This is a genomic window from Arthrobacter sp. AIWTK1, assembly GCF_056680535.1.
The window spans coordinates 3100917-3120783 of record NZ_CM155287.1 but is presented as its reverse complement, the minus strand read 5'-3'; the positions used below and the strand labels follow the sequence as shown (position 1 = coordinate 3120783).

The 19867-nt window shown below is 63.8% G+C and carries 17 protein-coding genes; 13 read left to right on the top strand and 4 right to left on the bottom strand.

The window, feature by feature from the left end; genetic code table 11:
- Nucleotides 1-151: 151 nt before the first annotated feature.
- From AC1MDG_RS14330 to AC1MDG_RS14305, 6 genes are all read left to right on the top strand, one after another.
- A complete protein-coding gene (locus tag AC1MDG_RS14330) occupies nucleotides 152-1249 on the top strand; it encodes an ABC transporter ATP-binding protein (protein WP_043482818.1) in 1098 nt (365 codons plus the stop codon).
- On the top strand, nucleotides 1249-1959 hold the full coding sequence (locus AC1MDG_RS14325) for an ABC transporter permease (RefSeq protein ID WP_479804630.1): 711 nt from the start codon (nucleotides 1249-1251) through the stop codon (nucleotides 1957-1959). Before AC1MDG_RS14330 ends, AC1MDG_RS14325 begins: the two co-directional genes overlap by 1 nt.
- Complete coding sequence (locus tag AC1MDG_RS14320) at nucleotides 1956-2702, top strand: ABC transporter permease (RefSeq protein ID WP_479804628.1); 747 nt, start codon at nucleotides 1956-1958, stop codon at nucleotides 2700-2702. Before AC1MDG_RS14325 ends, AC1MDG_RS14320 begins: the two co-directional genes overlap by 4 nt.
- A complete protein-coding gene (locus AC1MDG_RS14315) occupies nucleotides 2699-3655 on the top strand; it encodes an ABC transporter substrate-binding protein (protein WP_479804626.1) in 957 nt (318 codons plus the stop codon). The genes AC1MDG_RS14320 and AC1MDG_RS14315 overlap by 4 nt, the downstream gene beginning before the upstream one ends.
- Nucleotides 3656-3781: 126 nt before the next feature.
- On the top strand, nucleotides 3782-5002 hold the full coding sequence (locus AC1MDG_RS14310; protein ID WP_043482814.1) for a pyridoxal phosphate-dependent aminotransferase: 1221 nt from the start codon (nucleotides 3782-3784) through the stop codon (nucleotides 5000-5002).
- 101 nt (nucleotides 5003-5103) lie between these two features.
- Complete coding sequence (locus tag AC1MDG_RS14305; protein WP_479804625.1) at nucleotides 5104-5958, top strand: polyphosphate kinase 2 family protein; 855 nt, start codon at nucleotides 5104-5106, stop codon at nucleotides 5956-5958.
- 28 nt (nucleotides 5959-5986) lie between these two features.
- Here AC1MDG_RS14305 and AC1MDG_RS14300 read toward each other — a convergent pair whose 3' ends face one another.
- On the bottom strand, nucleotides 5987-6217 hold the full coding sequence (locus AC1MDG_RS14300; protein WP_043482812.1) for an exodeoxyribonuclease VII small subunit: 231 nt from the start codon (nucleotides 6215-6217) through the stop codon (nucleotides 5987-5989).
- 64 nt (nucleotides 6218-6281) lie between these two features.
- Nucleotides 6282-7568 carry an exodeoxyribonuclease VII large subunit gene (gene xseA, locus AC1MDG_RS14295; protein ID WP_479804622.1) on the bottom strand — a complete coding sequence of 429 codons (1287 nt, stop codon included), beginning with the start codon at nucleotides 7566-7568 and terminating at the stop codon, nucleotides 6282-6284.
- Nucleotides 7569-7754: 186 nt separating this feature from the next.
- Here xseA and AC1MDG_RS14290 point away from each other — a divergent pair, with 186 nt between their 5' ends.
- On the top strand, nucleotides 7755-8627 hold the full coding sequence (locus tag AC1MDG_RS14290) for a hypothetical protein (protein ID WP_479804620.1): 873 nt from the start codon (nucleotides 7755-7757) through the stop codon (nucleotides 8625-8627).
- Nucleotides 8628-8636: 9 nt separating this feature from the next.
- Complete coding sequence (locus tag AC1MDG_RS14285) at nucleotides 8637-9716, top strand: 4-hydroxy-3-methylbut-2-enyl diphosphate reductase (RefSeq protein WP_043482810.1); 1080 nt, start codon at nucleotides 8637-8639, stop codon at nucleotides 9714-9716.
- An 80-nt stretch (nucleotides 9717-9796) separates the two neighbouring features.
- On the opposite strand, the gene AC1MDG_RS14280 is transcribed toward AC1MDG_RS14285, so the two are convergent.
- Nucleotides 9797-11008 (bottom strand): DNA recombination protein RmuC, encoded by a 1212-nt coding sequence (locus tag AC1MDG_RS14280; RefSeq protein WP_479804618.1) that lies wholly within the window; start codon nucleotides 11006-11008, stop codon nucleotides 9797-9799.
- Nucleotides 11009-11108: 100 nt separating this feature from the next.
- Here AC1MDG_RS14280 and ychF point away from each other — a divergent pair, with 100 nt between their 5' ends.
- From ychF to AC1MDG_RS14260, 4 genes are all read left to right on the top strand, one after another.
- A complete protein-coding gene (gene ychF / locus AC1MDG_RS14275; RefSeq protein WP_479804617.1) occupies nucleotides 11109-12194 on the top strand; it encodes a redox-regulated ATPase YchF in 1086 nt (361 codons plus the stop codon).
- Nucleotides 12195-12527: 333 nt separating this feature from the next.
- On the top strand, nucleotides 12528-14306 hold the full coding sequence (locus tag AC1MDG_RS14270; protein ID WP_043482808.1) for an ABC transporter family substrate-binding protein: 1779 nt from the start codon (nucleotides 12528-12530) through the stop codon (nucleotides 14304-14306).
- A 179-nt stretch (nucleotides 14307-14485) separates the two neighbouring features.
- Complete coding sequence (locus tag AC1MDG_RS14265; RefSeq protein WP_479804614.1) at nucleotides 14486-16027, top strand: ABC transporter permease; 1542 nt, start codon at nucleotides 14486-14488, stop codon at nucleotides 16025-16027.
- Nucleotides 16024-17124 carry an ABC transporter permease gene (locus AC1MDG_RS14260; protein WP_479804613.1) on the top strand — a complete coding sequence of 367 codons (1101 nt, stop codon included), beginning with the start codon at nucleotides 16024-16026 and terminating at the stop codon, nucleotides 17122-17124. The genes AC1MDG_RS14265 and AC1MDG_RS14260 overlap by 4 nt, the downstream gene beginning before the upstream one ends.
- 24 nt (nucleotides 17125-17148) lie before the next feature.
- On the opposite strand, the gene AC1MDG_RS14255 is transcribed toward AC1MDG_RS14260, so the two are convergent.
- On the bottom strand, nucleotides 17149-17778 hold the full coding sequence (locus AC1MDG_RS14255) for a PH domain-containing protein (RefSeq protein WP_479804612.1): 630 nt from the start codon (nucleotides 17776-17778) through the stop codon (nucleotides 17149-17151).
- Between the two features lie 76 nt (nucleotides 17779-17854).
- Between AC1MDG_RS14255 and AC1MDG_RS14250 the strand changes: the two genes are divergently transcribed.
- Nucleotides 17855-19693: an ABC transporter ATP-binding protein gene (locus tag AC1MDG_RS14250; protein WP_479804611.1), complete on the top strand. Its 1839-nt coding sequence runs from the start codon at nucleotides 17855-17857 to the stop codon at nucleotides 19691-19693.
- Nucleotides 19694-19867 lie beyond the last annotated feature (174 nt).

The following is a 19867-nucleotide window of genomic DNA, read 5'->3' as shown; positions in this document are numbered from 1 at the left end:
CCGAATGCTTACGGTAGCCGCGGCACCGCTGACTTTGTCCGGGCCGCTGGTTACGCTGTGTATTACCTGCTTTACAGCCGAAAATCAGCATGCTTATGATCTTCCGGCTTGACCGTCCGATGTTGCCGCCAACAGTTAGGTAAGCCGGGAAATGGCTGAAGCCATGATCGAATTCCAGAGCGTCACCAAGCAGTACCAAGGCGGGCAGCCGGCCGTGGACAACCTCACCATGTCCATCGACAAAGGCTCCATCACGGCTTTCGTTGGTCCTTCGGGGTGCGGCAAGACCACCTCCCTGCGGATGATCAACCGCATGGTGGAGCCCACATCCGGCACCATCACCGTGGACGGGAAGGACGTTACCTCGGTGCCTGCTGCGCAGCTGAGGCGGTCCATGGGCTACGTGATGCAATCCTCCGGACTGATGCCGCACCGCTCGGTTCTGGACAACATCGCCACAGTCCCGCGGCTGAACGGGGTGCCCAAAGCAGAGGCGCGCAAGCGCGCCGAAGAACTTCTCGACGTCGTCGGGCTCGCCTCAGTGCTGGGCAGGCGGTACCCCTCCCAGTTGTCCGGCGGCCAGCAGCAGCGGGTAGGGGTGGCACGGGCGCTCGCAGCGGACCCGCCGGTGCTGCTCATGGACGAACCGTTCAGCGCCGTGGACCCGGTGGTGCGGGATGAACTGCAGCAGGAGCTCCTCCGGCTGCAGCGGGACCTGGCTAAGACCATCGTTTTCGTCACCCACGACATCGACGAAGCCACCGTGCTGGGCGACAAGGTCGCTGTGTTCGCCACCGGAGGCATACTGGCCCAGTACGCCACCCCGGAGGAGATCCTCAGGGCGCCCGCCAACGACTTCGTGGCTTCCTTCGTGGGCAAGGACCGGGGGTTCCGTCACCTGGCATTCAGTCCCTCGGACGCCGTCACCCTCCATGACGTTCCGACCGTCAGCCACCGCGACCTGGAGTCCGGTGCTGCCGGACTGGGCGGCGACTGGATGCTGGTTCTGGATGCTGAGTCCCGTCCGCAGGGCTGGGCAAGCCCGGGTGCCGGCCCGGTGCTGATCCCCGGTGGCTCGCTCTTCCGGAAAGGGGACACGCTCCGGCGTGCCCTTGACGCGGCGCTGTCCTCCCCCTCGGGTCTGGGCGTGGCCGTCGACGCGGACGGCAGGTTTGCCGGCGTCCTTAAGGCGGATGAAGTGCTCGCGGTGATCGAATCGGCCCGGCTGGTCCGGCAGGGTGCCCTCTGATGGAATGGTTCCTGGCCAACAGCGCACGGGTGTTCGAGCTGGCCGGCCAGCACCTTGTGCTGGCCATAGTTCCGATGGTCCTTGGCCTGGTGCTCTCGATTCCGCTGGCCCAGTTCGCCCGCCGGAACAGGACCTTGCGCTCCGTGGTTGTCACGGCCACGTCACTGCTCTACACGATCCCGTCCCTCGCCCTGTTCATCATTCTCCCGTCAATCCTGGGGACCAGGGTCCTGGACCCGGTCAACGTGATTGTGGCCCTCACGATCTACGCCGTGGCACTCCTGGTGCGGGCAGCGCTCGATGCCTTCGACTCCGTGGATGACGATCTCCGCCAGGCCGCAGTCGCCATGGGCTTCAAGCCCGGTGCGCGTTTCCTCCAGATCGACCTCCCGCTTTCCCTTCCGGTCCTGTTCGCCGGGCTGCGGGTGGTGTCCGTCAGCAACATCTCGCTGGTGAGCGTGGCCGCCCTCCTGGGCATCGGCAACCTGGGGATGCTGTTCACGTCGGGCCTCCAGCGGGGCTTTATCACCGAGGTGGTGGTCGGAATCATCGCCATCCTGGTGCTGGCTCTGCTCATGGATGCCGTCCTGGTGCTCCTTGAACGGCTGCTGACGCCTTGGACCAGGGCCGCTGCACGGACTGACAAGGCTGCGCTTCCTTCGGCTGCCGAGCGACTGTCCGACGTCCGGGCGGGCGGTGCGTCGGCATGAGCAACGTCTTTACGGACACGTTCGCCTGGCTGGGCGACCCGCTGCACTGGACCGGAAGCGCGGGCATTCCTGCCCGGCTGGCTGAGCACCTGCAATACACGGGTCTCGTGATGCTGATTGCCACCGCCATAGCCGTCCCCATCGGCCTTTATGTCGGCCACACCGGCCGCGGCCGCGTGGCGGTGGTTGCGTTGGCCGGCGCGTTGCGGGCACTGCCCACCCTGGGCTTGCTGACCCTTTTCGTGCTCCTCGCCGGCATCGGACTGATGCCTCCCATCTGGGCGCTGGTGATCCTTACGGTGCCCCCGCTGCTCGCCGGAACCTACGCCGGGATTGCCAGCGTGGACCGGAACGTCGTTGACGCGGCCCGGGCCATGGGCATGACTGAACTGCAGGTGCTGTTCCGGGCGGAATTTCCCAATGCCCTGACCGTGATGTTCGGCGGGTTCAGGACCGGTGTGCTCCAGGTGATCGCCACAGTTTCAGTGGTGGCCTACATCAACCTCGGTGGCCTTGGCCGGTATCTGTTCGACGGCCTGGTGCTGTCTGATTTTCCGCAGATGCTGGGCGGCTCGCTGCTCATCGCAGCGCTGGCAATCGCCGTCGATCTGCTGCTCGCTGTTTTCCAGAGGCTGTTCCTGACCAGGGGAGCCTCTGCCACGCCAGGCCGGAGCCAGCAGGCGCCGGTTGATCTCACAGACTCCGTGTCCGCGGAGCCTGTTGTTCAAGGAGGTACATCATGAAGGAAACCCACCCTAGTATCCTGGGGCGCCGCGCATTCGGCGGCCTGGCCGCCGGAGTCGGGCTGGCCCTGTCCCTGTCCGCATGCGGTGGCGGTTCGGATCCGCTTGGAAGTGCGCCGGCCACCAGCGGTTCCGGATCAGGTTCTGCGCTGGTGATCGGATCTGCGGACTTCCCCGAAAGCCAGATCATCGCCGAGGTCTATGCCGGCGCCCTGAATGCCGCCGGCGTGACCGCAAGCACCAAGCCCAACATCGGCTCGCGCGAGGTGTACTTCAAGGCTGTGCAGGACGGCTCCGTGGACGTCATTCCCGACTACAGCGGCAACCTCCTGCTGCATGTGAACAAGGAAGCCACCGAGGTTTCGGCGGAGGACATCTACAAGGCGCTCCCGGCCAAGCTGCCGGAGGGCCTGGCCGTGCTGGAAGCGTCCAAGGCCGAGGACAAGGACGCCATGGTGGTGACCAAGGCTACGGCGGAGAAGTACCAGCTCAAGTCGATTGAGGACCTCGCCAAGGTCTGCAGCGAGCTTATCGTCGGAGCCCCGGCTACTTTCGCTGAGCGCGCCTACGGCCTGCCGGGGTTGAAGAAGAACTATGGCTGCGAGCCCAAGAAGCTGGAACCGTTCAGCGACGGCGGCGGCCCCATCACCGTCAAGGCGCTGCTCGGGGACCAGGTGCAGGTCGCGGACATCTACACCACCACGCCGGCCATCGCCGACAACGACCTGGTGGTCCTGGATGACCCTAAGAACAACTTCATCGCCCAGCAGGTCCTGCCCCTGTACAACAAGGCCAAGATGACTGACAAGGCGAAGGAAGCGCTCAACTCCGTTTCGAAGATCCTCACCACGGAGGACCTGATCAACCTCAACCGCGCTGTCAGCGGGACGCAGAAGCAGAATCCGAAGGACGCTGCGGCTGCCTGGCTCAAGGACAAGGGACTGGTCAAGTAGCCCCAGCCACGTAAAACGAGCCCGACGGCGCCTCCCGGACCTGCCTGGTCCGGCAGGCGCCGTCGTCGTTTCGCGTGTGAGTCAAGTCTCAGCTGAAGTACATCCTCCATATGGCATATTTGATGAATGGCAGAATTCAAGCAGTCCACCAAGCTTCATAATGTCCTCTACGACATCCGTGGACCGATTCTTCAGGCCGCCCAGCAGATGGAGGCAGAGGGTCACCGGATCCTCAAACTGAACATCGGAAACCCGGCCCCGTTTGGTTTTGAAGCGCCGGACGCGATCCTGGTGGACATGATCCGCCACCTGCCGCACGCCCAGGGCTACAGTGATTCCCGGGGCATATTCTCCGCCCGGACCGCGGTGTCGCAGTACTACCAGACCCGCGGAATCCAGAACATCCACGTGGACGACATCTACCTCGGCAACGGCGTCAGCGAGCTCATCACCATGTCGCTCATGGCGCTGCTCGACGACGGCGACGAGGTTCTGATCCCCACCCCCGACTACCCGCTGTGGACTGCCTCCGTGGCCCTCGCAAGCGGAAAGCCCGTGCACTACCTCTGCGATGAAGAGTCCGGCTGGCAGCCGGACCTGGAGGACCTCGAATCCAAGATCACCCCGCGGACCAAGGGAATCGTGGTGATTAACCCGAACAATCCCACCGGTGCGGTGTATCCCGAGGAGACCCTTAAGAGGATCGTGGCCCTGGCTGAAAAGCACGGACTGGTCCTTTTCGCGGATGAAATCTACGAGAAGATCCTGTACGAGGACGCCGTCCACGTGAACCTCGCGGGCCTCACCGGCGACGACGTCCTGTGCCTGACCTTCAGCGGGTTGTCCAAGGCGTACCGCGTGTGCGGCTACAGGGCCGGCTGGATGGCGATTTCCGGGCCGAAGAAGGACGCAGCAGACTACCTCGAGGGCATCAGCCTCCTTGCCAACATGCGCTTGTGCGCCAACGTTCCCGCCCAGCACGCCATCCAGACGGCTTTGGGCGGATACCAAAGCATCAACGATCTGATCCTGCCCGGCGGCCGCCTGCTGGAACAGCGGAACAAGGCCTACGACCTGCTCAATGCCATCCCCGGCGTCAGTACGCAGCAGGCCAGGGGAGCGTTGTACCTGTTTCCGAAACTGGATCCGGAGGTCTTCCACATCCGGGACGACGAAAAGTTTGTCCTCGACCTGCTCCGCGAGCAGAAGATCCTCGTTTCCCACGGCCGCGCCTTCAACTGGGTACGCCCGGATCACTTCCGGATGGTCACGCTGCCCAACGTGAAGGATATTGAAGAGGCAATTGGCCGGATGGGGGACTTCCTGAGCCGGTACCAGGGGAACTAGCCTGATGGCAGCAGCGCCGCCCGGTGTCTCCCGGGCGGCGGCAGCCGGGGCCGCGAGGAAGCGGTGCTCCGGACTGGCGGCACATCGGCGGAAGGCTTCACATGTCAGGAATCGAAACATTCGACGAACACCCCTCCGGAACGCTCGCAGCTGGTGATGGGTTCAGGCTGTCCGACGTGGATCCGGATTCCACTCCGGGATACCTGGGCGGCAAATCCGACGGACAGGCCCTCCTCGCCGAAGTCGACGGCAAGCTTGCCACCCTCCAGGAGAAGTTGTTCGCCGAAGCCAAATTTGGTGGTACCAAGCGCGTCCTGCTCATCCTCCAGGCCATGGATACGGCGGGAAAGGGCGGCATCGTGGCCCACGTTGTGGGGGCCATGGACCCGCAGGGTGTGCAGCTCAAGGCGTTCAAGGCGCCCACCGATGAGGAAAAATCCTACGACTTCCTCTGGCGGATCGAAAAGGAAGTGCCCGCAGCCGGCATGGTGGGCGTCTTTGACCGCTCGCATTATGAGGATGTCCTCATCCACCGCGTCCACAGCTGGGCTTCGCCGGAGGAGCTGGAGCGACGCTATGCGGCGATCAACGAATTTGAAGCAAGGCTTGCGGCCAACGGCACCCGAATCGTCAAAGTGATGTTGAACATCAGCCGGGACGAACAGAAATCCCGCCTGCTGGCCCGGCTGGACGATCCTTCAAAGCACTGGAAATACAGTAGCGGCGACTTGAAGGAACGTGCCTTCTGGGACGACTACATGGCCGCCTACCAGGCTGCCTTCGACAAGACGCATACCGAAGTGGCGCCCTGGCACGTGATCCCCGCGAACAAGAAGTGGTACGCGCGCATCGCCGTGCAGCAGCTACTGCTCCAGGCCCTGGAAGACCTCAACCTCGAATGGCCGGCCACGGAGTTCGACGTGGACCTCGAGCGCAGCCTCGTGGAAAGATCCTGACGGTTAGCGGCGCCAAGGACGCTGCGGCCTAGGACTCCGGACCGGCCTGGTTGCGGGCGGCGGCTAGCCGCTTACGGGCGCCCTCCAGCCACTCCTCACAGCGCTGGGCTAGGGCCTCGCCCCGCTCCCACAGCGCCAGTGAGTCCTCCAGGCTGGCACCCCCTGCTTCCAGTTTGCCCACGACCGCCACGAGCTGCTCGCGGGCCTCCTCGTAGCTCAGTGCCTCGATGTCCGCGTTCGGGTTCTGTTCTGCTGCCAATGTGTTGCTCCCTGCTTAGGTGAGTGGATGGGTGCTGCCGGGATGTGTCCGGCGCGCTGCCGGTTCAGTTGTCGGAAATCCGCTGGCCGCCCGTGGACCGGGCGGAAAAGGAGCCGCCGGCAACCCGGACGAAAAGATCCGAGCCCTCCGGAGCCTGCGAGGGGCGCCGAACGACTGCCAGCGGTGCGTCTTCGGCCTGCGCCGTTCCGGCGACCTGCACCACGGCGTAGCCCCGGTCCAGCGTCTGCTGCGGGGAGAGGGAGCGCACCTGGCTGCGGAGATGGTGGATCTGATCGGCCCCCCTCAGCACTGCCGTGCTGATGGCTGCACGGGAGCGGCTGCTGAGCCGTGCCACGTCTTCGGCGCGGGCGCTGACCATGACCTCCGGTGCAGCGAGCACGGGCCGTGAATGCAGGGATGCCAGCCGGTCGGATTCCCGTTCCACCAGCCGGTTTACTCCGCGCCGGAGCTGGTCACGGGCCTGCCGCACACGGGCAAGTTCCTCCACGACGTCGGGAACAATCCGCTTGGCGGCATCCGTGGGGGTGGAGGCCCGAAGGTCCGCGACGTCGTCGAGGATGGGGCGGTCCGCCTCGTGGCCGATCGCGCTGACCACCGGCGTGGAGGCGTTGGACACCGCCCTGATCAGATCCTCATTGCTGAAGGGGAGGAGGTCCTCGAGTGCACCGCCGCCGCGGGCAATCACAATGACGTCAACATGGGGATCGGCATCGAGTTCCCGGAGCGCGCCCATAATCTGGGAAACGGCGGTGTTTCCCTGCACGGCGACTTCCCGGATTTCGAATTCGACGGCGGGCCACCGGAGCGCGGCATTGCGCAACACGTCTTTCTTGGCGTCGGAGTCGCGTCCGGTGATCAGGCCGATCCGGTGGGGGAGGAGCGGGAGGCGTTTTTTCCGGGAATCGGCAAAAAGTCCTTCCATGGAAAGAGCGTGGCGAAGCCGCTCAATCCGCGCCAGCAAATCCCCGAGCCCCACCGGCCGGATGTCCTTCACCGACATGTTGAGGCGTCCGGTCTTCAGCCAGAATTCGGCTTTCAGGAGTGCCACCACCCTGGATCCCCGCTCCAGGGGAACGTCCTGGCGGTCCAGCACCTTCGACCAAATCGACGCGGGCAGCGAAATCTCGGCGTCGACGTCCCGGAGCGTCATGAAGGCGCTGCCGCCCCTGCGGTTCAACTCAATGACCTGGCCTTCGACCCACGCTGAGGGCGTCCGGTCGATGTGTGCTTTGAGCTTCTGGGACAGGAGCTGCAGGGGCCACGGGTTGTCCGGGCTCGTTTCGGCAGCCGTGGCAGGAACGGTGGTGGCCGCGGGCATGTTGTCAGGCATGGGAAGCCCGTGACGGGGAGGGAGCCTGGGGCATGGGAATCCTTTGCGGGTGGCAGTGCATCAAAACGGACTGGCATCAAACCGAATCAACTCTATCCATAGCTGTACCACTGTCCGGCGACATTTTTTGCTTCCCCGCCGGCACCCCTAGGATGGCAGTACCGCCCCCAACAACCGAGGAATCCCTTGCGCACCTTTGTCTCAGCTGCCGCCGTCATCCTTGGACTGCTGCTGGCCGCCGTCGCCGTTCCCGCCATCTGGGTTGACCGGAACATTGTGCAGGAGGACGGCTTTGTGTCCCTCGCCGCTCCGCTGGGCAAGGACGCCGTCTTCCAGGAGCGGCTGGCTTCGGCAGCAGTTGGCAGCATCGATCCCGCCGGCCGGATTCCTGAGCCGTTCACGGAACTGGTGCAGCCGATCCTGGATGCGGCTGCCAAGTCCCTGACGACGCTCCCGGGTTATCCGGCAGCCTGGGAGGAGACGCTGAGGAAAAGCCACCGGCTTAATTTCCAGGGTTCCGGATCCGGCTCGACGGACGCTGAACCGTCCACATCCCTCACCCTGGACGTAGCGCCCCTGGTCGGCCTGCTGACCAAACAGATCTCGGAAGCAACGAACGTTCCGCTGGACGCGCCGGATCAGACGCTCATCGGCATCGGACAGCCGAGCCAGCGGCAACTCGTGGACCAGGTGTCGGCCTATGCCCCCATGGGTAATGCGGTGGCTGCCGGCTCCGCTATTGCGCTCCTGCTGGCCCTCATTGCCGCGCGCCGTCGCTGGATTGTGCTGGTGGGCACGGGAGCAGGAGCGCTGGTGCTGGCGGCGGTGTGGAAACTCGGCTCCGACGCGGCCGGCCTCGCGGTAGGCGGGACAGCAAGCGGGAACGAAGTGGCGGACATCTTCAAGAGCGAATTTGTGGCGGCATCCTCCGAGCGGTTCGGGCAGTGGATCCTGGCGACACTCATCGCGGGCGCAGTCCTCATCGTTGCCGGTGTCATTCTCCGCGTCGTTGCCGGCGCCGTTGTTTCGGGCGCCGGACGTGACCAGCGTTCCCGGTAGCATTGAACAATGACCACCTCAGCAGTCTCCATCCCCATGCCGTCAATTCCACGCAGGCGCCGGTCGCCTGAGGACGTGCTGGCTGCGGCCCCCGTGCAGGGTCCCAAGAAGGTGCTCCTTGCGGCTCCCCGCGGATACTGCGCCGGAGTGGACCGGGCAGTCATTGCGGTTGAGAAGGCGCTGGAACACTATGGCCCGCCGGTGTACGTCCGCAAGCAGATCGTTCACAACGTCCACGTCGTGAGCTCGCTGGAGGAGAAGGGAGCCATCTTCGTTGATGAGACCGATGAGGTCCCCGAAGGTGCCCTGGTGATCTTTTCGGCCCACGGTGTATCGCCCGCAGTGGTGCAGTCGGCAGAGGACCGCGGCCTGCGCACCATTGACGCCACGTGTCCGCTGGTGACCAAGGTGCACCGGGAAGCCGTCCGTTTCGCCAAGGACGACTTCGACATCCTCCTCATTGGCCATGACGGCCACGAGGAAGTTGAAGGAACGGCCGGCGAAGCGCCCGAGCACATCCAGATCATCAACGGCCCGCACGAGGTGGACAAGGTGACGGTCCGGGATCCGGAAAAGGTTATCTGGCTTTCGCAGACCACTCTGAGCGTGGATGAAACGATGGAAACGGTCCGGTTGCTGAAGGAACGCTTCCCGACGCTCCAGGATCCGCCCAGCGATGACATCTGCTACGCCACCACCAACCGGCAGGTGGCTATTAAGAAGATCTCTCCGCAGGCCGACCTGGTCATTGTGGTGGGCTCAGCCAACTCCTCAAACTCCGTCCGCCTCGTGGAGGTTGCGCTGGAGTACGGTGCAAAGGCCTCCTACCGCGTCGACTTCGCCAACGAAGTGGATGAGGCCTGGTTCGAAGGCGTCGCGACAGTTGGCGTGACGTCCGGCGCATCTGTTCCGGAGGTCCTGGTCAAGGACGTGCTCCGGCTCCTGGCCGACTACGGCTACGGTGCCGTGGAAGAAGTGGTTACTGCGGAGGAAGACCTGCTCTTCTCCCTGCCCAAGGAGCTGCGCGCCACTCTCAAGAAGTCCGGCGACGTGACCCGTGCCCTGGGCGGACGCGGAGCGCGGGCCTGACAGCCAGCCGGCTGACTCCTGCCGGGCTGACTCCTGCCCGGCTGCGGGTTACGCGGCCGGGCGGGAAGCGCCACCGCGGGCTACGCGGCTGACTCCTCCGATTGGAGTTCCGGGGCAGCCACCGACCGCGGCGTCACCTCGATCGCGGGCGGCGTCACCAGCCCGTCGGCTTCCAGTGCGTTGAGCTTTCGCGCCGTGGGAAGGACACGCGCTTCGAGTGTTCCGACCATCGAGTTGTAGCGGTCCACGGACGTTTTCAGCGACGACCCCAGCTTGGTGACGTTTTCGCCGAGCGTTCCCATCCGCTCGTAGAGTTGCCGCGCCAGCTCGAACAGCTCCCGTGCGCTGTCTGTCAGCACGTCCTGGCGCCAGGTGAAAGCCACGGACTTCAAGACGGCCAGCAATGTGCCGGGGGACGCCAGCACCACGTTCTTGGCCAGCGCGTAGTCCAGGAGGCCGGGATCCGCCGCCAGCGCGGCGGCCAGAATGGATTCTGCCGGCAGGAAGCAGATCACGAGTTCCGGCGAGTTGCCGGGAATGTCCCAATACTTCTTGTTGCTCAGAGCGTCCACATGGGCTTTGAGGGCTTTGGCGTGTGCTGCCAGCAACGCGTTCTGGCCGTTGAGTGCGGGCCCCTGCTGCTGGCGTCCCGCCGAAGTCCCCAGGTCCTGGGCCTCAAGGTAGGACGACAAGGGCACCTTGGCGTCGACCACCAGCTGCTTCTCACCAGGGAGCTGGACTACGAGGTCGGGCCGTACAGCGGCGCCCGCACCGGCGCTGTGTTGCTGCTCGTGGAAGTCCACGTGGCGGAGCATGCCGGCGGCTTCCACAACCCGCCGCAGCTGGACTTCACCCCACTGGCCGCGGGCGCTGTTGGACCGCAGGGCGGACTCCAGGGCATGGGTTGAGCGGAGAAGCTGCGCGTCGGAGAGACGTGCTTCCTGTAACTGCTGTGCCAGCTGCCCGTATTGTTCCAAGCGGTCGCGTTCCAGAAGGGACACCTGCTGCTGCACTGCCGTGAGCTTCTCCGCCACAGGGGCGAGCGCCCGGAGGACGCTGCCGTCCTGGTTGCGTGACTCGCCCAGCTCCCGGTTCTGTACCGACAGAAGGCGCCGCTCAGCGTCGGCCGCCGCGAACTGCGCGTTGACCTCCGAAAGGCGGGCCGAGACGCCGTCGAAATCCTGCTCCAGGGCCACGGTCCGGCGCCGGAACACCACATAGGTGCAGGCTGCGCCTATCACGGCGCCGAGTATCAGCATCAGCAGGGCAAGTATCAGTGCAAAAGCGTCCATGGGTTCACTTTGGCACGGGCCCCTGACATTTTTGGCGCAGACGCCCGCGCGCGAGGCGTCAGATAAGGGCCTGGCCCGATTACCGGTAGAATTAGTGCTCGTGGCTCTTACTATTGGCATCGTCGGACTGCCCAACGTCGGCAAATCAACCCTTTTCAACGCACTGACCCGCAACCAGGTGCTCGCTGCGAACTACCCCTTCGCTACGATCGAGCCGAACGTCGGTGTGGTCAACCTGCCGGACCCGCGGCTTGCCAAGCTGGCCGCTGTCTTCGGATCGCAGCGCCTGCTGCCTGCTCCGGTGTCGTTCGTCGACATCGCCGGTATCGTCAAGGGCGCGTCGGAGGGCGAGGGCCTGGGCAACAAGTTCCTCGCCAACATCCGCGAAGCGGAGGCCATCGCGCAGGTCGTCCGCGTGTTCGATGACCCCGACGTCATCCACGTTGACGGCAAGGTGGATCCCCGCTCCGATATGGAGACCATCAACACCGAACTGATCCTGGCTGATCTTCAGACCATCGAAAATGCCATTCCGCGGATCGAAAAAGAAGTCAAGATCAAAAAGCGCGACGCGGCCGAACTGGCCGCCATCAAGGCGGCACAGGCCGTACTTGAACGCGGCGACACCATCTTCTCCTCGATCAAGAGCGACAAGCTCGAGATGGGGCACCTCAAGGAGCTCGGCCTTCTCACCGCCAAGCCCTTCATCTACGTCTTCAACTCGGACGAAGGAATTCTGGGCAACCCCGAAAAACAGGAAGAACTGCGCGCCATGGTCGCTCCGGCGGACGCCGTCTTCCTCGACGCCAAGCTTGAATCCGACCTCGTGGAGCTGGACGAGGAAGAAGCCCGCGAAATGCTGGAAATGAACGGCCAGGACGAGTCAGGCCTCGACCAGCTGGCGCGCGTCGGCTTCCACACGCTGGGACTGCAGACCTACCTGACGGCCGGTCCCAAGGAAACCCGCGCCTGGACCATCCACCAGGGGGACACCGCCCCGCAGGCGGCCGGCGTGATCCACTCCGATTTCCAGCGCGGCTTCATCAAGGCCGAAGTTGTCTCCTTCGACGACCTCATCGAGGCCGGCTCCATGGCTGAGGCCAAGGCCCGCGGCAAGGTCCGCATCGAAGGCAAGGAATATGTCATGGCCGACGGCGACGTGGTTGAGTTCCGCTTCAACGTCTAGCAGGCAGCGCCGCAAGGCACAGACACAGTCAGTGATTGAGCATTGACAGTGAAAGCCCCGATTCCTCCGGAATCGGGGCTTTTCTCGTGGTTGGACCAACCCCGGGGAGTTATCCTCTTCCGCGTTCTCCCGCGGTTAACAACGTTTCGGCTGTCCATTGTTGCAGCTCGGTAACAACCTTTACCCACGGGCAACTTTGGTCCCATGGGCATTCTTTTCGGGTCTAGGCTACTGCTCATGTGAGGCTAGCCACATTCTCACTGGGGGAATGGGCGGTCTGGCCGGCGCCTACAGCGGCGGTCTTTTCAACACCACAGAAACATAGGAGGCGGAATGCGCTTAGGTCGTATTTCCAAAGCGATAGGCGTCGCGGCTGCTGCTGCGCTAGCTCTCAGCGCCTGCGCCGGCAACAGCGGCGGGACAACCCCGTCAAGCGCTACTGCCGGCAAACAGGGTGGTTCAGCCACGGTGGTCGAGGTGAACGCGTTCAACACGTTCAACCCCAACACTGCCGACGGCAACACTGACATCAACTCGAAGATCAGCTACGCCACCCACTCGGGTTTCTATTACATCGACAACCAGCTGAATGTTGTTCGCAACGAGAAGTTCGGCAAGATGGAAAAGACTTCCGATGACCCCCTGACGGTGAAGTACACCATCAATGAGGGAGTCAAATGGTCCGACGGCACTCCGGTGACGGCAGCCGACCTCCTGCTGCAGTGGACTGCTTTCTCGGGCTACTACGACGACGCCGACCCGGAAGCGAAGACCGGCACGTCCTACTTCTCCTACGCGGGTGATCCCACCGGCCTCAAGCTCACCGACTTCCCCGAAATCGGTGACAGCAACCGCTCCATGACCATCAAGTACTCCAAGCCCTTCGCCGACTGGGAAACCATCCTTGGCGGCCCCGGGATCGACATCGCAGCGCACGTGCTGGCCAAGAAGGCCGGACTGACCGACGCGCAGGCGCTGGTGGACTACCTGAAAGAAAAGCCGAAGGGCGATCCCAAGGCCCCGAAGCCGGCCGACGAGAAGCTGAAGGCCATGGCGGATCTTTGGAACACCGGCTTCGACACCAAGACCCTGCCGTCCGATCCGAGCCTCTTCCTCTCCAACGGCCCGTACATCGTTAAGAGCGTCACCCAGGACCAGTCCCTGACCATGGTCCGCAACAAGGACTACAACTGGGGCCCGGAAGCCAGCCTGGACGAAATCACCGTCCGCTACATCGGTTCCGCTCCGGCACAGGTGCAGGCGCTCAAGAACGGTGAAGCGGACATCATTGCTCCGCAGGCCTCGGCAGATACCATCGAGCAGCTCAAGGCGCTCGAAAGCCAGGGCGTCACCGTGGAACAGGGCAACCAGCTCTCCTACGACCACATCGACCTGAACTACTCGGGTCCGCTGGCCGAAAAGAGCGTCCGTGAGGCGTTCATGAAGACCGTCCCGCGCAAGGACATTGTGGACAAGATTGTGAAGAAGCTCGACCCGGAGGCCAAGCCGCTGGACTCGCAGCTGTTTGTTCCGGCCCAGGCTGCATACGCCGATTCGGCCAAGAACAACGGTTCTTCCGCATACCAGGACGTGGACATCGACGGTGCCAAGGCGCTGCTTGCCGGTAAGACGCCTGAAATCCGGATCATGTACAACAAGGACAACCCCAACCGCGTTGACGCTTTCTCCCTGATCCGCGAATCCGCCACCAAGGCCGGCTTCAAGATCGTCGACGGCGGCCTCGGCAAGTCTGACTGGGGCAAGGCCCTCGGCGACGGCAGCTATGACGCCACCATCTTCGGCTGGATCAACCCGGGTGTCGGTGTTTCCGGCGTACCTCAGATCTTCCGCAGCGGCAACGGATCCAACTTCAACCAGTTCAGCGATCCGGAAGCAGACAAGCTGATGGACGAACTGATCGTCACCACCGACCGCAGCAAGCAGGATGAGCTCAGCAAGGAGATCGACAAGAAGATCTGGGAGTCCGCCTACGGCCTTCCGCTCTTCCAGTCCGTCGGAGTGGACGCTTACAGCGACCGGATCACGGGCGTGAAGTTCATGCCGAACCAGACCGGTGTCTGGTGGAACTTCTGGGAGTGGGCTGAGAAGTAAAGCCCCCGCTCAGCGAGTAAACAGCAGGTGAAGGCGCCGGGACAAATGCACGAACGTCCCGGCGCCTTCTCCGGCACCACCGGCACTCTGCCGGCTTCCCGCCCACCTCATGCGGGCAGCCGGACTGATTCAGCGATGGGCCCGGCGAGACCCCGGCCCGGATATCGAGGCTTTGCACCATGGTGACGTACATCGTCCGGCGACTGATTACGGCCGCACTCATACTTCTCGGGGCATCATTCCTCGTGTATCTCCTGACAGCGTCGTCAGGGGATCCGCTGGAGGAGTTCCGCGCAAGCAGCGCTCCGAACAAACAACAGCTCATGGACTCGCGCAGCCAGCTTCTTGACCTGGACACCCCTGCGCCACTCCGGTACTTCAAATGGCTCAGCGGGGCAGCCAGGTGCCTCGTTCCTTTCGGCAGCTCCTGCGACCTCGGAAAGAATATCGCCGGACAGCCGATTACCGATGCGCTGGGATTTGCGCTGGTGCAGACCCTGACACTTGTCACCGGTGCCACGATCCTGGCCATCCTTATCGGCATTGCCCTGGGCATCATCACGGCGCTTCGGCAGTACAGCGCCCTGGACTACGGCGTGACGTTCATGGCCTTCCTGTTCTTCTCGCTACCCATCTTCTGGGTTGCGGTGCTGCTGAAGGAATACGGGGCCATCGGCTTCAACGACTTTCTCCGCAATCCTGAAATTCCGCTGCCCGTGGCCCTGGGGATCGGCGCCGTCGCGGGCCTGATCGTGGCCGTAGCCGTGGGCGGGGCGGCCCGTCGCCGCATAGTTTCAGGCGGCATTGTGTTCCTCGCAGTCAGCCTCATCCTGGTCTATTTCTCCGTTGTCCAGTGGTTCCGGAACCCCGGCCTTGGCCCCGTGGTCATTGCAATTGCCGGGGTAGGCCTGGCCTTCGCCGTCACCCTCCTGGTGGCGGGGCTCAAGAACCGTAAGGCGCTGCAGGCGTCGCTGATCGTTGTGGCACTTGGAGTGGTGGCGTACTTCGCGGTCCAGCCGCTCCTGAACCAGGCGACGGCCGTCATGATCGTCCTGCTGGGCATCGCGACAGTCGGCGTGGGCCTAGCCGTCGGCTACCTGATGGGCGGTTACGACCGGGGCCAGTCAATGCGCGCCGCCGGCATCACTTCCTTCCTGGTGGGCGGCCTGGTCCTCATGGACCGATTCATGCAGGCCTGGCTCAGCTACTTCAGCAACAGCAGGGTCCGGGGCAGGCCGATCGCCACCATCGGGGCAGGCACCCCCAATATCCAGGGCGACTTCTGGATCCTGACACTGGATACCTTCACCCACCTGATTCTTCCGACCATGGCCCTGATCCTTGTTTCGCTGGCAAGCTACACGCGGTTCACCCGGTCGTCCATGCTGGAAATCATGAACATGGATTACATCAGGACGGCCCGGGCCAAAGGCCTCTCTGAGAGGTCCGTGGTGATGGGACACGCGTTCCGCAACGCGCTGATTCCCATCGCTACCATCGTTGCATTTGATATCGGGGCCCTCATCGGCGGTGCCGTCATCACGGAGACCGTGTTCTCCGTCCGGGGCATGGGGTTCCTCTTCCTGGACGGCATCATGCACACGGATCCCAACCCCGTCATGGGCGTTTTCGTTTGCGTGGCAGTGACCGCGATGGTGTTCAACCTGATCGCAGACCTTGCGTATTCCGCACTCGATCCCCGCGTAAGGATTAAGGCATGAGCCAGCCAACCCAGCAGGAAGAATTCCTCGCCGAGCACTCACACCCCAGGCCGCCGGGTGCGTCCCTTGAGCCGGACGCGAAAGGGCTGAGTCAGGGACAGATAGTCCGAAAGAGGTTCCTGGGCCACAGCGGAGCCATCGTAGGCCTGTTCATTTTTGCCATCATCTTCCTGATGGCGTTCACCTCCGTGGGCTGGGCCGGGATTCCGGGCTGGTGGAAATACAACCACTTGGACGTCTCGCCGCTCGTCAATGACGGCGTTCCGACCGCGTCCCTGTGGCCGCCGGCCTGGGGCGAACACCCGTTCGGACAGGACCGGATCGGCCGCGACCTCTTCGCCATGACCATGCGTGGAGCCCAGCAGTCCATCATCATCATGCTCCTCATCGGGACCATTGCGGGCCTGCTGGGCACCGTGATCGGCGGCCTGTCCGGGTACTTCCGCGGCTGGGTCGAAGCCGTGCTGATGCGGATCACCGACGTCATCATCATCATCCCCGTGCTGCTGCTCGCCGCCGTGGTGGCCCAGAGCGTCAACCGTAGGGACCAGGGCGGCTGGTTTTCGGGGTTCGCGGCCAGCAACGGCATCCTGATCCTTGGAATCTTCCTCGGCCTCGTCAGCTGGGTCGGCCTCGCCCGTCTGATGCGCGGGGAGTTCCTCACCCTCCGTGAACGGGAGTTCGTCGATGCGGCACGCATCTCGGGCGCCAGCAATTCACGGATCATTTTCAAGCACATCCTGCCCAATGCCATCGGCGTGCTGATCGTCAACGTGACCCTGACCATGTCCGCTGCCATCCTGCTGGAAACGGCCCTGAGCTACCTCGGCGTCGGCGTGAAGTCACCGGACACTTCGTTGGGTCTGCTCATCTCACAAAACCAGGAAGCATTCGCCACCCGGCCATGGCTGTTCTGGTTCCCGGGCCTCTTCATCGTCCTGATCTGCCTGAGCATCAACTTCATCGGCGACGGACTTCGTGATGCGTTCGATCCACGGCAGAAGAAGTTCAACGCCAAGAAGGCTAAAGACGTAAAGCCCCCTGCGGAGGCACGGAAGATTTCCGCTTCGGCAGCCGACGGCTCTGCGGGCGACTGAATGCTGGCTGTCCGGGTATTCTCCCTACGGAATCGCCACGCCCCAGCAGCTTGCGGCCAGGAGCGCGACCGTGGCGGCAATTGCCATCCAGCGGAATTTCACGGTGACGGCGGCTGTCTCGGCATTGCCTGCATCCAGCGCGCCCGCTTCGACCAGTTCTTCCCAGCGCCCGCGCACCAGCCGGGCCGCCTGGCCGGAATCGGTGGTTTTCAGGTCCCCCGGGCGCACGGACTTTCCCGGTCCGTAGGTCGCGGAAGGAAGGCCCTTGAGATCCTCGGGACGGGCATTGCGGCCGCCCCAGATGCCTGGCGCGGGGGCCGCCCAGGAAACATAGTTCCGTGCCGGTGTAACCAGCGTCAGGGCGAACCGGGTATCGACGTTCACGAGGGCGGCCCACGGAATGTCAACGGAGCGGAACGGATTCTCCAGGGTGATGCCGCCGTCGTGGATCACCACGGCCGGCATCCAGAACAGCAGCCAGCCCAGAAAGCCGATCAGCAGCAGCGGGCCCGTGCCCAGCAGGGCGGCCGGTTCTCCGGCGGCCGCAGTGACGGCGAGGCCGAGCGCTGCAACCAGCCAGGCGAGCCACGCGAACCACTTGTTGGTGCGGGCTTTGAAGACTTCAACATTTCCGGCGTGCGGCACACTGCTCATGCCCCTAATAATTCAGGATTCCAGGCCCCAGCACTAATCTCCGGTGCATACGCGGCCTGGGCGGAAGGGAACCGTCATGACTGACAACATCACTCCGAACCAGGACCCCGCGCCGGCGCATGATCCGGCGAAGGGAGCGGTTGTCCTCGAGGTCCGCGACCTTAGCGTGGACTTCGGCGTGGACAAGAAGTGGGTGCCCGCGGCCATCGGCCTGAATTACGAGGTCAGGGCAGGCGAAGTCCTGGCGATTGTGGGGGAGTCAGGTTCCGGCAAGAGTGCCAGTTCCATGGCCTTGCTGGGCCTCCTGCCCAGCAACAGCCGGGTGTCCGGCAGCGTCCGCCTCTCCGGGAAAGAGCTCCTCGGCGCCAACGCCGCCAACATCCGGGAGGTGCGCGGCAAGGATGTGGCCGTGATCTTCCAGGAGCCGATGACCGCCCTCAACCCCGTGTACACGGTGGGCGCGCAGATCGTGGAGACAGTACGGCTACACAATGAAGTTTCACCGGCCCAGGCCAAGGAACGTGCGCTGCGGATGCTTGAACTGGTGGAGCTTCCGGACCCGGAGAAGGCCTTCAGGTCCTATCCGCACCAGTTGTCCGGCGGCCAGCGGCAACGGGCCATGATTGCCCAGTCCCTGTCCTGCGACCCCAAACTGCTGATTGCCGACGAGCCCACCACAGCCTTGGACGTGACGGTCCAGGCCGAGATCCTGGATCTCATGCGCAACCTGCGGAACAAGCTGGACAGCGCCATTGTGCTGATTACCCACGACATGGGCGTGGTGGCGGACCTTGCAGACCGGATCGCCGTGATGCGGCAGGGCCTGATAGTCGAGACGGGAACGGCCGAGCAGGTCTTCCGCAACCCCCGGCACGAGTACACCCAGGCACTTCTGGCGGCAGTGCCGCACCTCGGCCAGGGCGGTGCGGAGGCCGGCGAAGAGGTGGACGTTACCGCCGCGCTGGCCGCAGCGACCCACGCCGAACTGGAGTCGGTGGATCCTGAGGAACTGGTCCGGCGCGAGCGGGAGAACGCTGCCGCGCTTGCTGCCGCTGCGGCTGCCGAGCGGCCGCAGGGCGAACCGGTACTTGAACTTACCGATGTCGCCATCGAGTACCCCAAACAGGGCCGTGTGCCCGCCTTCCGGGCCGTCGAAGGCGCAAACCTCGTGATCTACCCGGGCCAGGTGGTGGGGCTCGTTGGCGAATCAGGTTCCGGCAAGACCACCATCGGACGGGCCGCCGTGGGGCTGCTTCCAGTCGCCGCCGGCACCATGCGGGTGGTGGGCCAGGACATTTCCGCCGCCAAGAAAAACGGCAAGCAGCTGCATCAGGTCCGACGGCACATCGGCATGGTGTTCCAGGACCCGTCGTCGTCGCTGAACCCGCGCCTTCCGATCGGCGAGAGCATCGGCGAACCTATGTTCCTGGCCGGGGAGGCCAAAGGAAGCGGCCTGCAGAAGCGGATCGAGGCCCTGCTTGACCAGGTTGAACTGCCCCGCAGCTACCGCAACCGGTATCCGCATGAGTTGTCTGGCGGACAAAAGCAGCGCGTGGGCATTGCGCGGGCACTCTCGCTCAAACCCAAGCTGATGGTGGCGGACGAGCCGACATCCGCACTCGACGTGTCCGTCCAGGCCAAAGTGCTTGAACTTTTCCAGAACCTCCAAAAGGACCTCGGCTTCGCGTGCCTCTTCGTGACGCACGACCTGGCGGTGGTCGACGTGCTGGCCGACCGCATCTGCGTGATGCAGCGGGGGAGGATCGTGGAACAAGGCACCCGCGACCAGATCCTCCGCAACCCGCAGGAGCCCTACACCCAGCGACTCCTTGCCGCGGTGCCCTTGCCGGACCCCGAAAAACAGCGTGAGCGGAGGGAGCTGCGGGCACAGTTGCTGGCGAGTGGAGTGGAGTAGCCTCCGTCACATTGCAGGTAGCATACCAGTGAGTAACATATGACTTGAAATGCTCCAGTGTTGACGCTAGTGGTCAAATTGTGACCGAGTTACAGTTTGGCAACAGAGTTCCAATATTTGGACATTGTGAGGTTAGGCTACTCACTTATGTATGCCACGTCACAGGACACCTCT

What these genes read in the sequence shown, in the direction of transcription:
- AC1MDG_RS14330 (WP_043482818.1), top strand. Translation starts at nt 152, where the DNA reads ATGGCTGAAGCCATGATCGAATTCCAGAGCGTCACCAAGCAGTACCAA.
- AC1MDG_RS14325 (WP_479804630.1), top strand. Translation starts at nt 1,249, where the DNA reads ATGGAATGGTTCCTGGCCAACAGCGCACGGGTGTTCGAGCTGGCCGGC.
- AC1MDG_RS14320 (WP_479804628.1), top strand. Translation starts at nt 1,956, where the DNA reads ATGAGCAACGTCTTTACGGACACGTTCGCCTGGCTGGGCGACCCGCTG.
- AC1MDG_RS14315 (WP_479804626.1), top strand. Translation starts at nt 2,699, where the DNA reads ATGAAGGAAACCCACCCTAGTATCCTGGGGCGCCGCGCATTCGGCGGC.
- AC1MDG_RS14310 (WP_043482814.1), top strand. Translation starts at nt 3,782, where the DNA reads ATGGCAGAATTCAAGCAGTCCACCAAGCTTCATAATGTCCTCTACGAC.
- AC1MDG_RS14305 (WP_479804625.1), top strand. Translation starts at nt 5,104, where the DNA reads ATGTCAGGAATCGAAACATTCGACGAACACCCCTCCGGAACGCTCGCA.
- xseA (WP_479804622.1), bottom strand. Translation starts at nt 7,568, where the DNA reads ATGCCTGACAACATGCCCGCGGCCACCACCGTTCCTGCCACGGCTGCC.
- AC1MDG_RS14285 (WP_043482810.1), top strand. Translation starts at nt 8,637, where the DNA reads ATGACCACCTCAGCAGTCTCCATCCCCATGCCGTCAATTCCACGCAGG.
- AC1MDG_RS14280 (WP_479804618.1), bottom strand. Translation starts at nt 11,008, where the DNA reads ATGGACGCTTTTGCACTGATACTTGCCCTGCTGATGCTGATACTCGGC.
- AC1MDG_RS14270 (WP_043482808.1), top strand. Translation starts at nt 12,528, where the DNA reads ATGCGCTTAGGTCGTATTTCCAAAGCGATAGGCGTCGCGGCTGCTGCT.
- AC1MDG_RS14265 (WP_479804614.1), top strand. Translation starts at nt 14,486, where the DNA reads ATGGTGACGTACATCGTCCGGCGACTGATTACGGCCGCACTCATACTT.
- AC1MDG_RS14260 (WP_479804613.1), top strand. Translation starts at nt 16,024, where the DNA reads ATGAGCCAGCCAACCCAGCAGGAAGAATTCCTCGCCGAGCACTCACAC.
- AC1MDG_RS14255 (WP_479804612.1), bottom strand. Translation starts at nt 17,778, where the DNA reads ATGAGCAGTGTGCCGCACGCCGGAAATGTTGAAGTCTTCAAAGCCCGC.
- AC1MDG_RS14250 (WP_479804611.1), top strand. Translation starts at nt 17,855, where the DNA reads ATGACTGACAACATCACTCCGAACCAGGACCCCGCGCCGGCGCATGAT.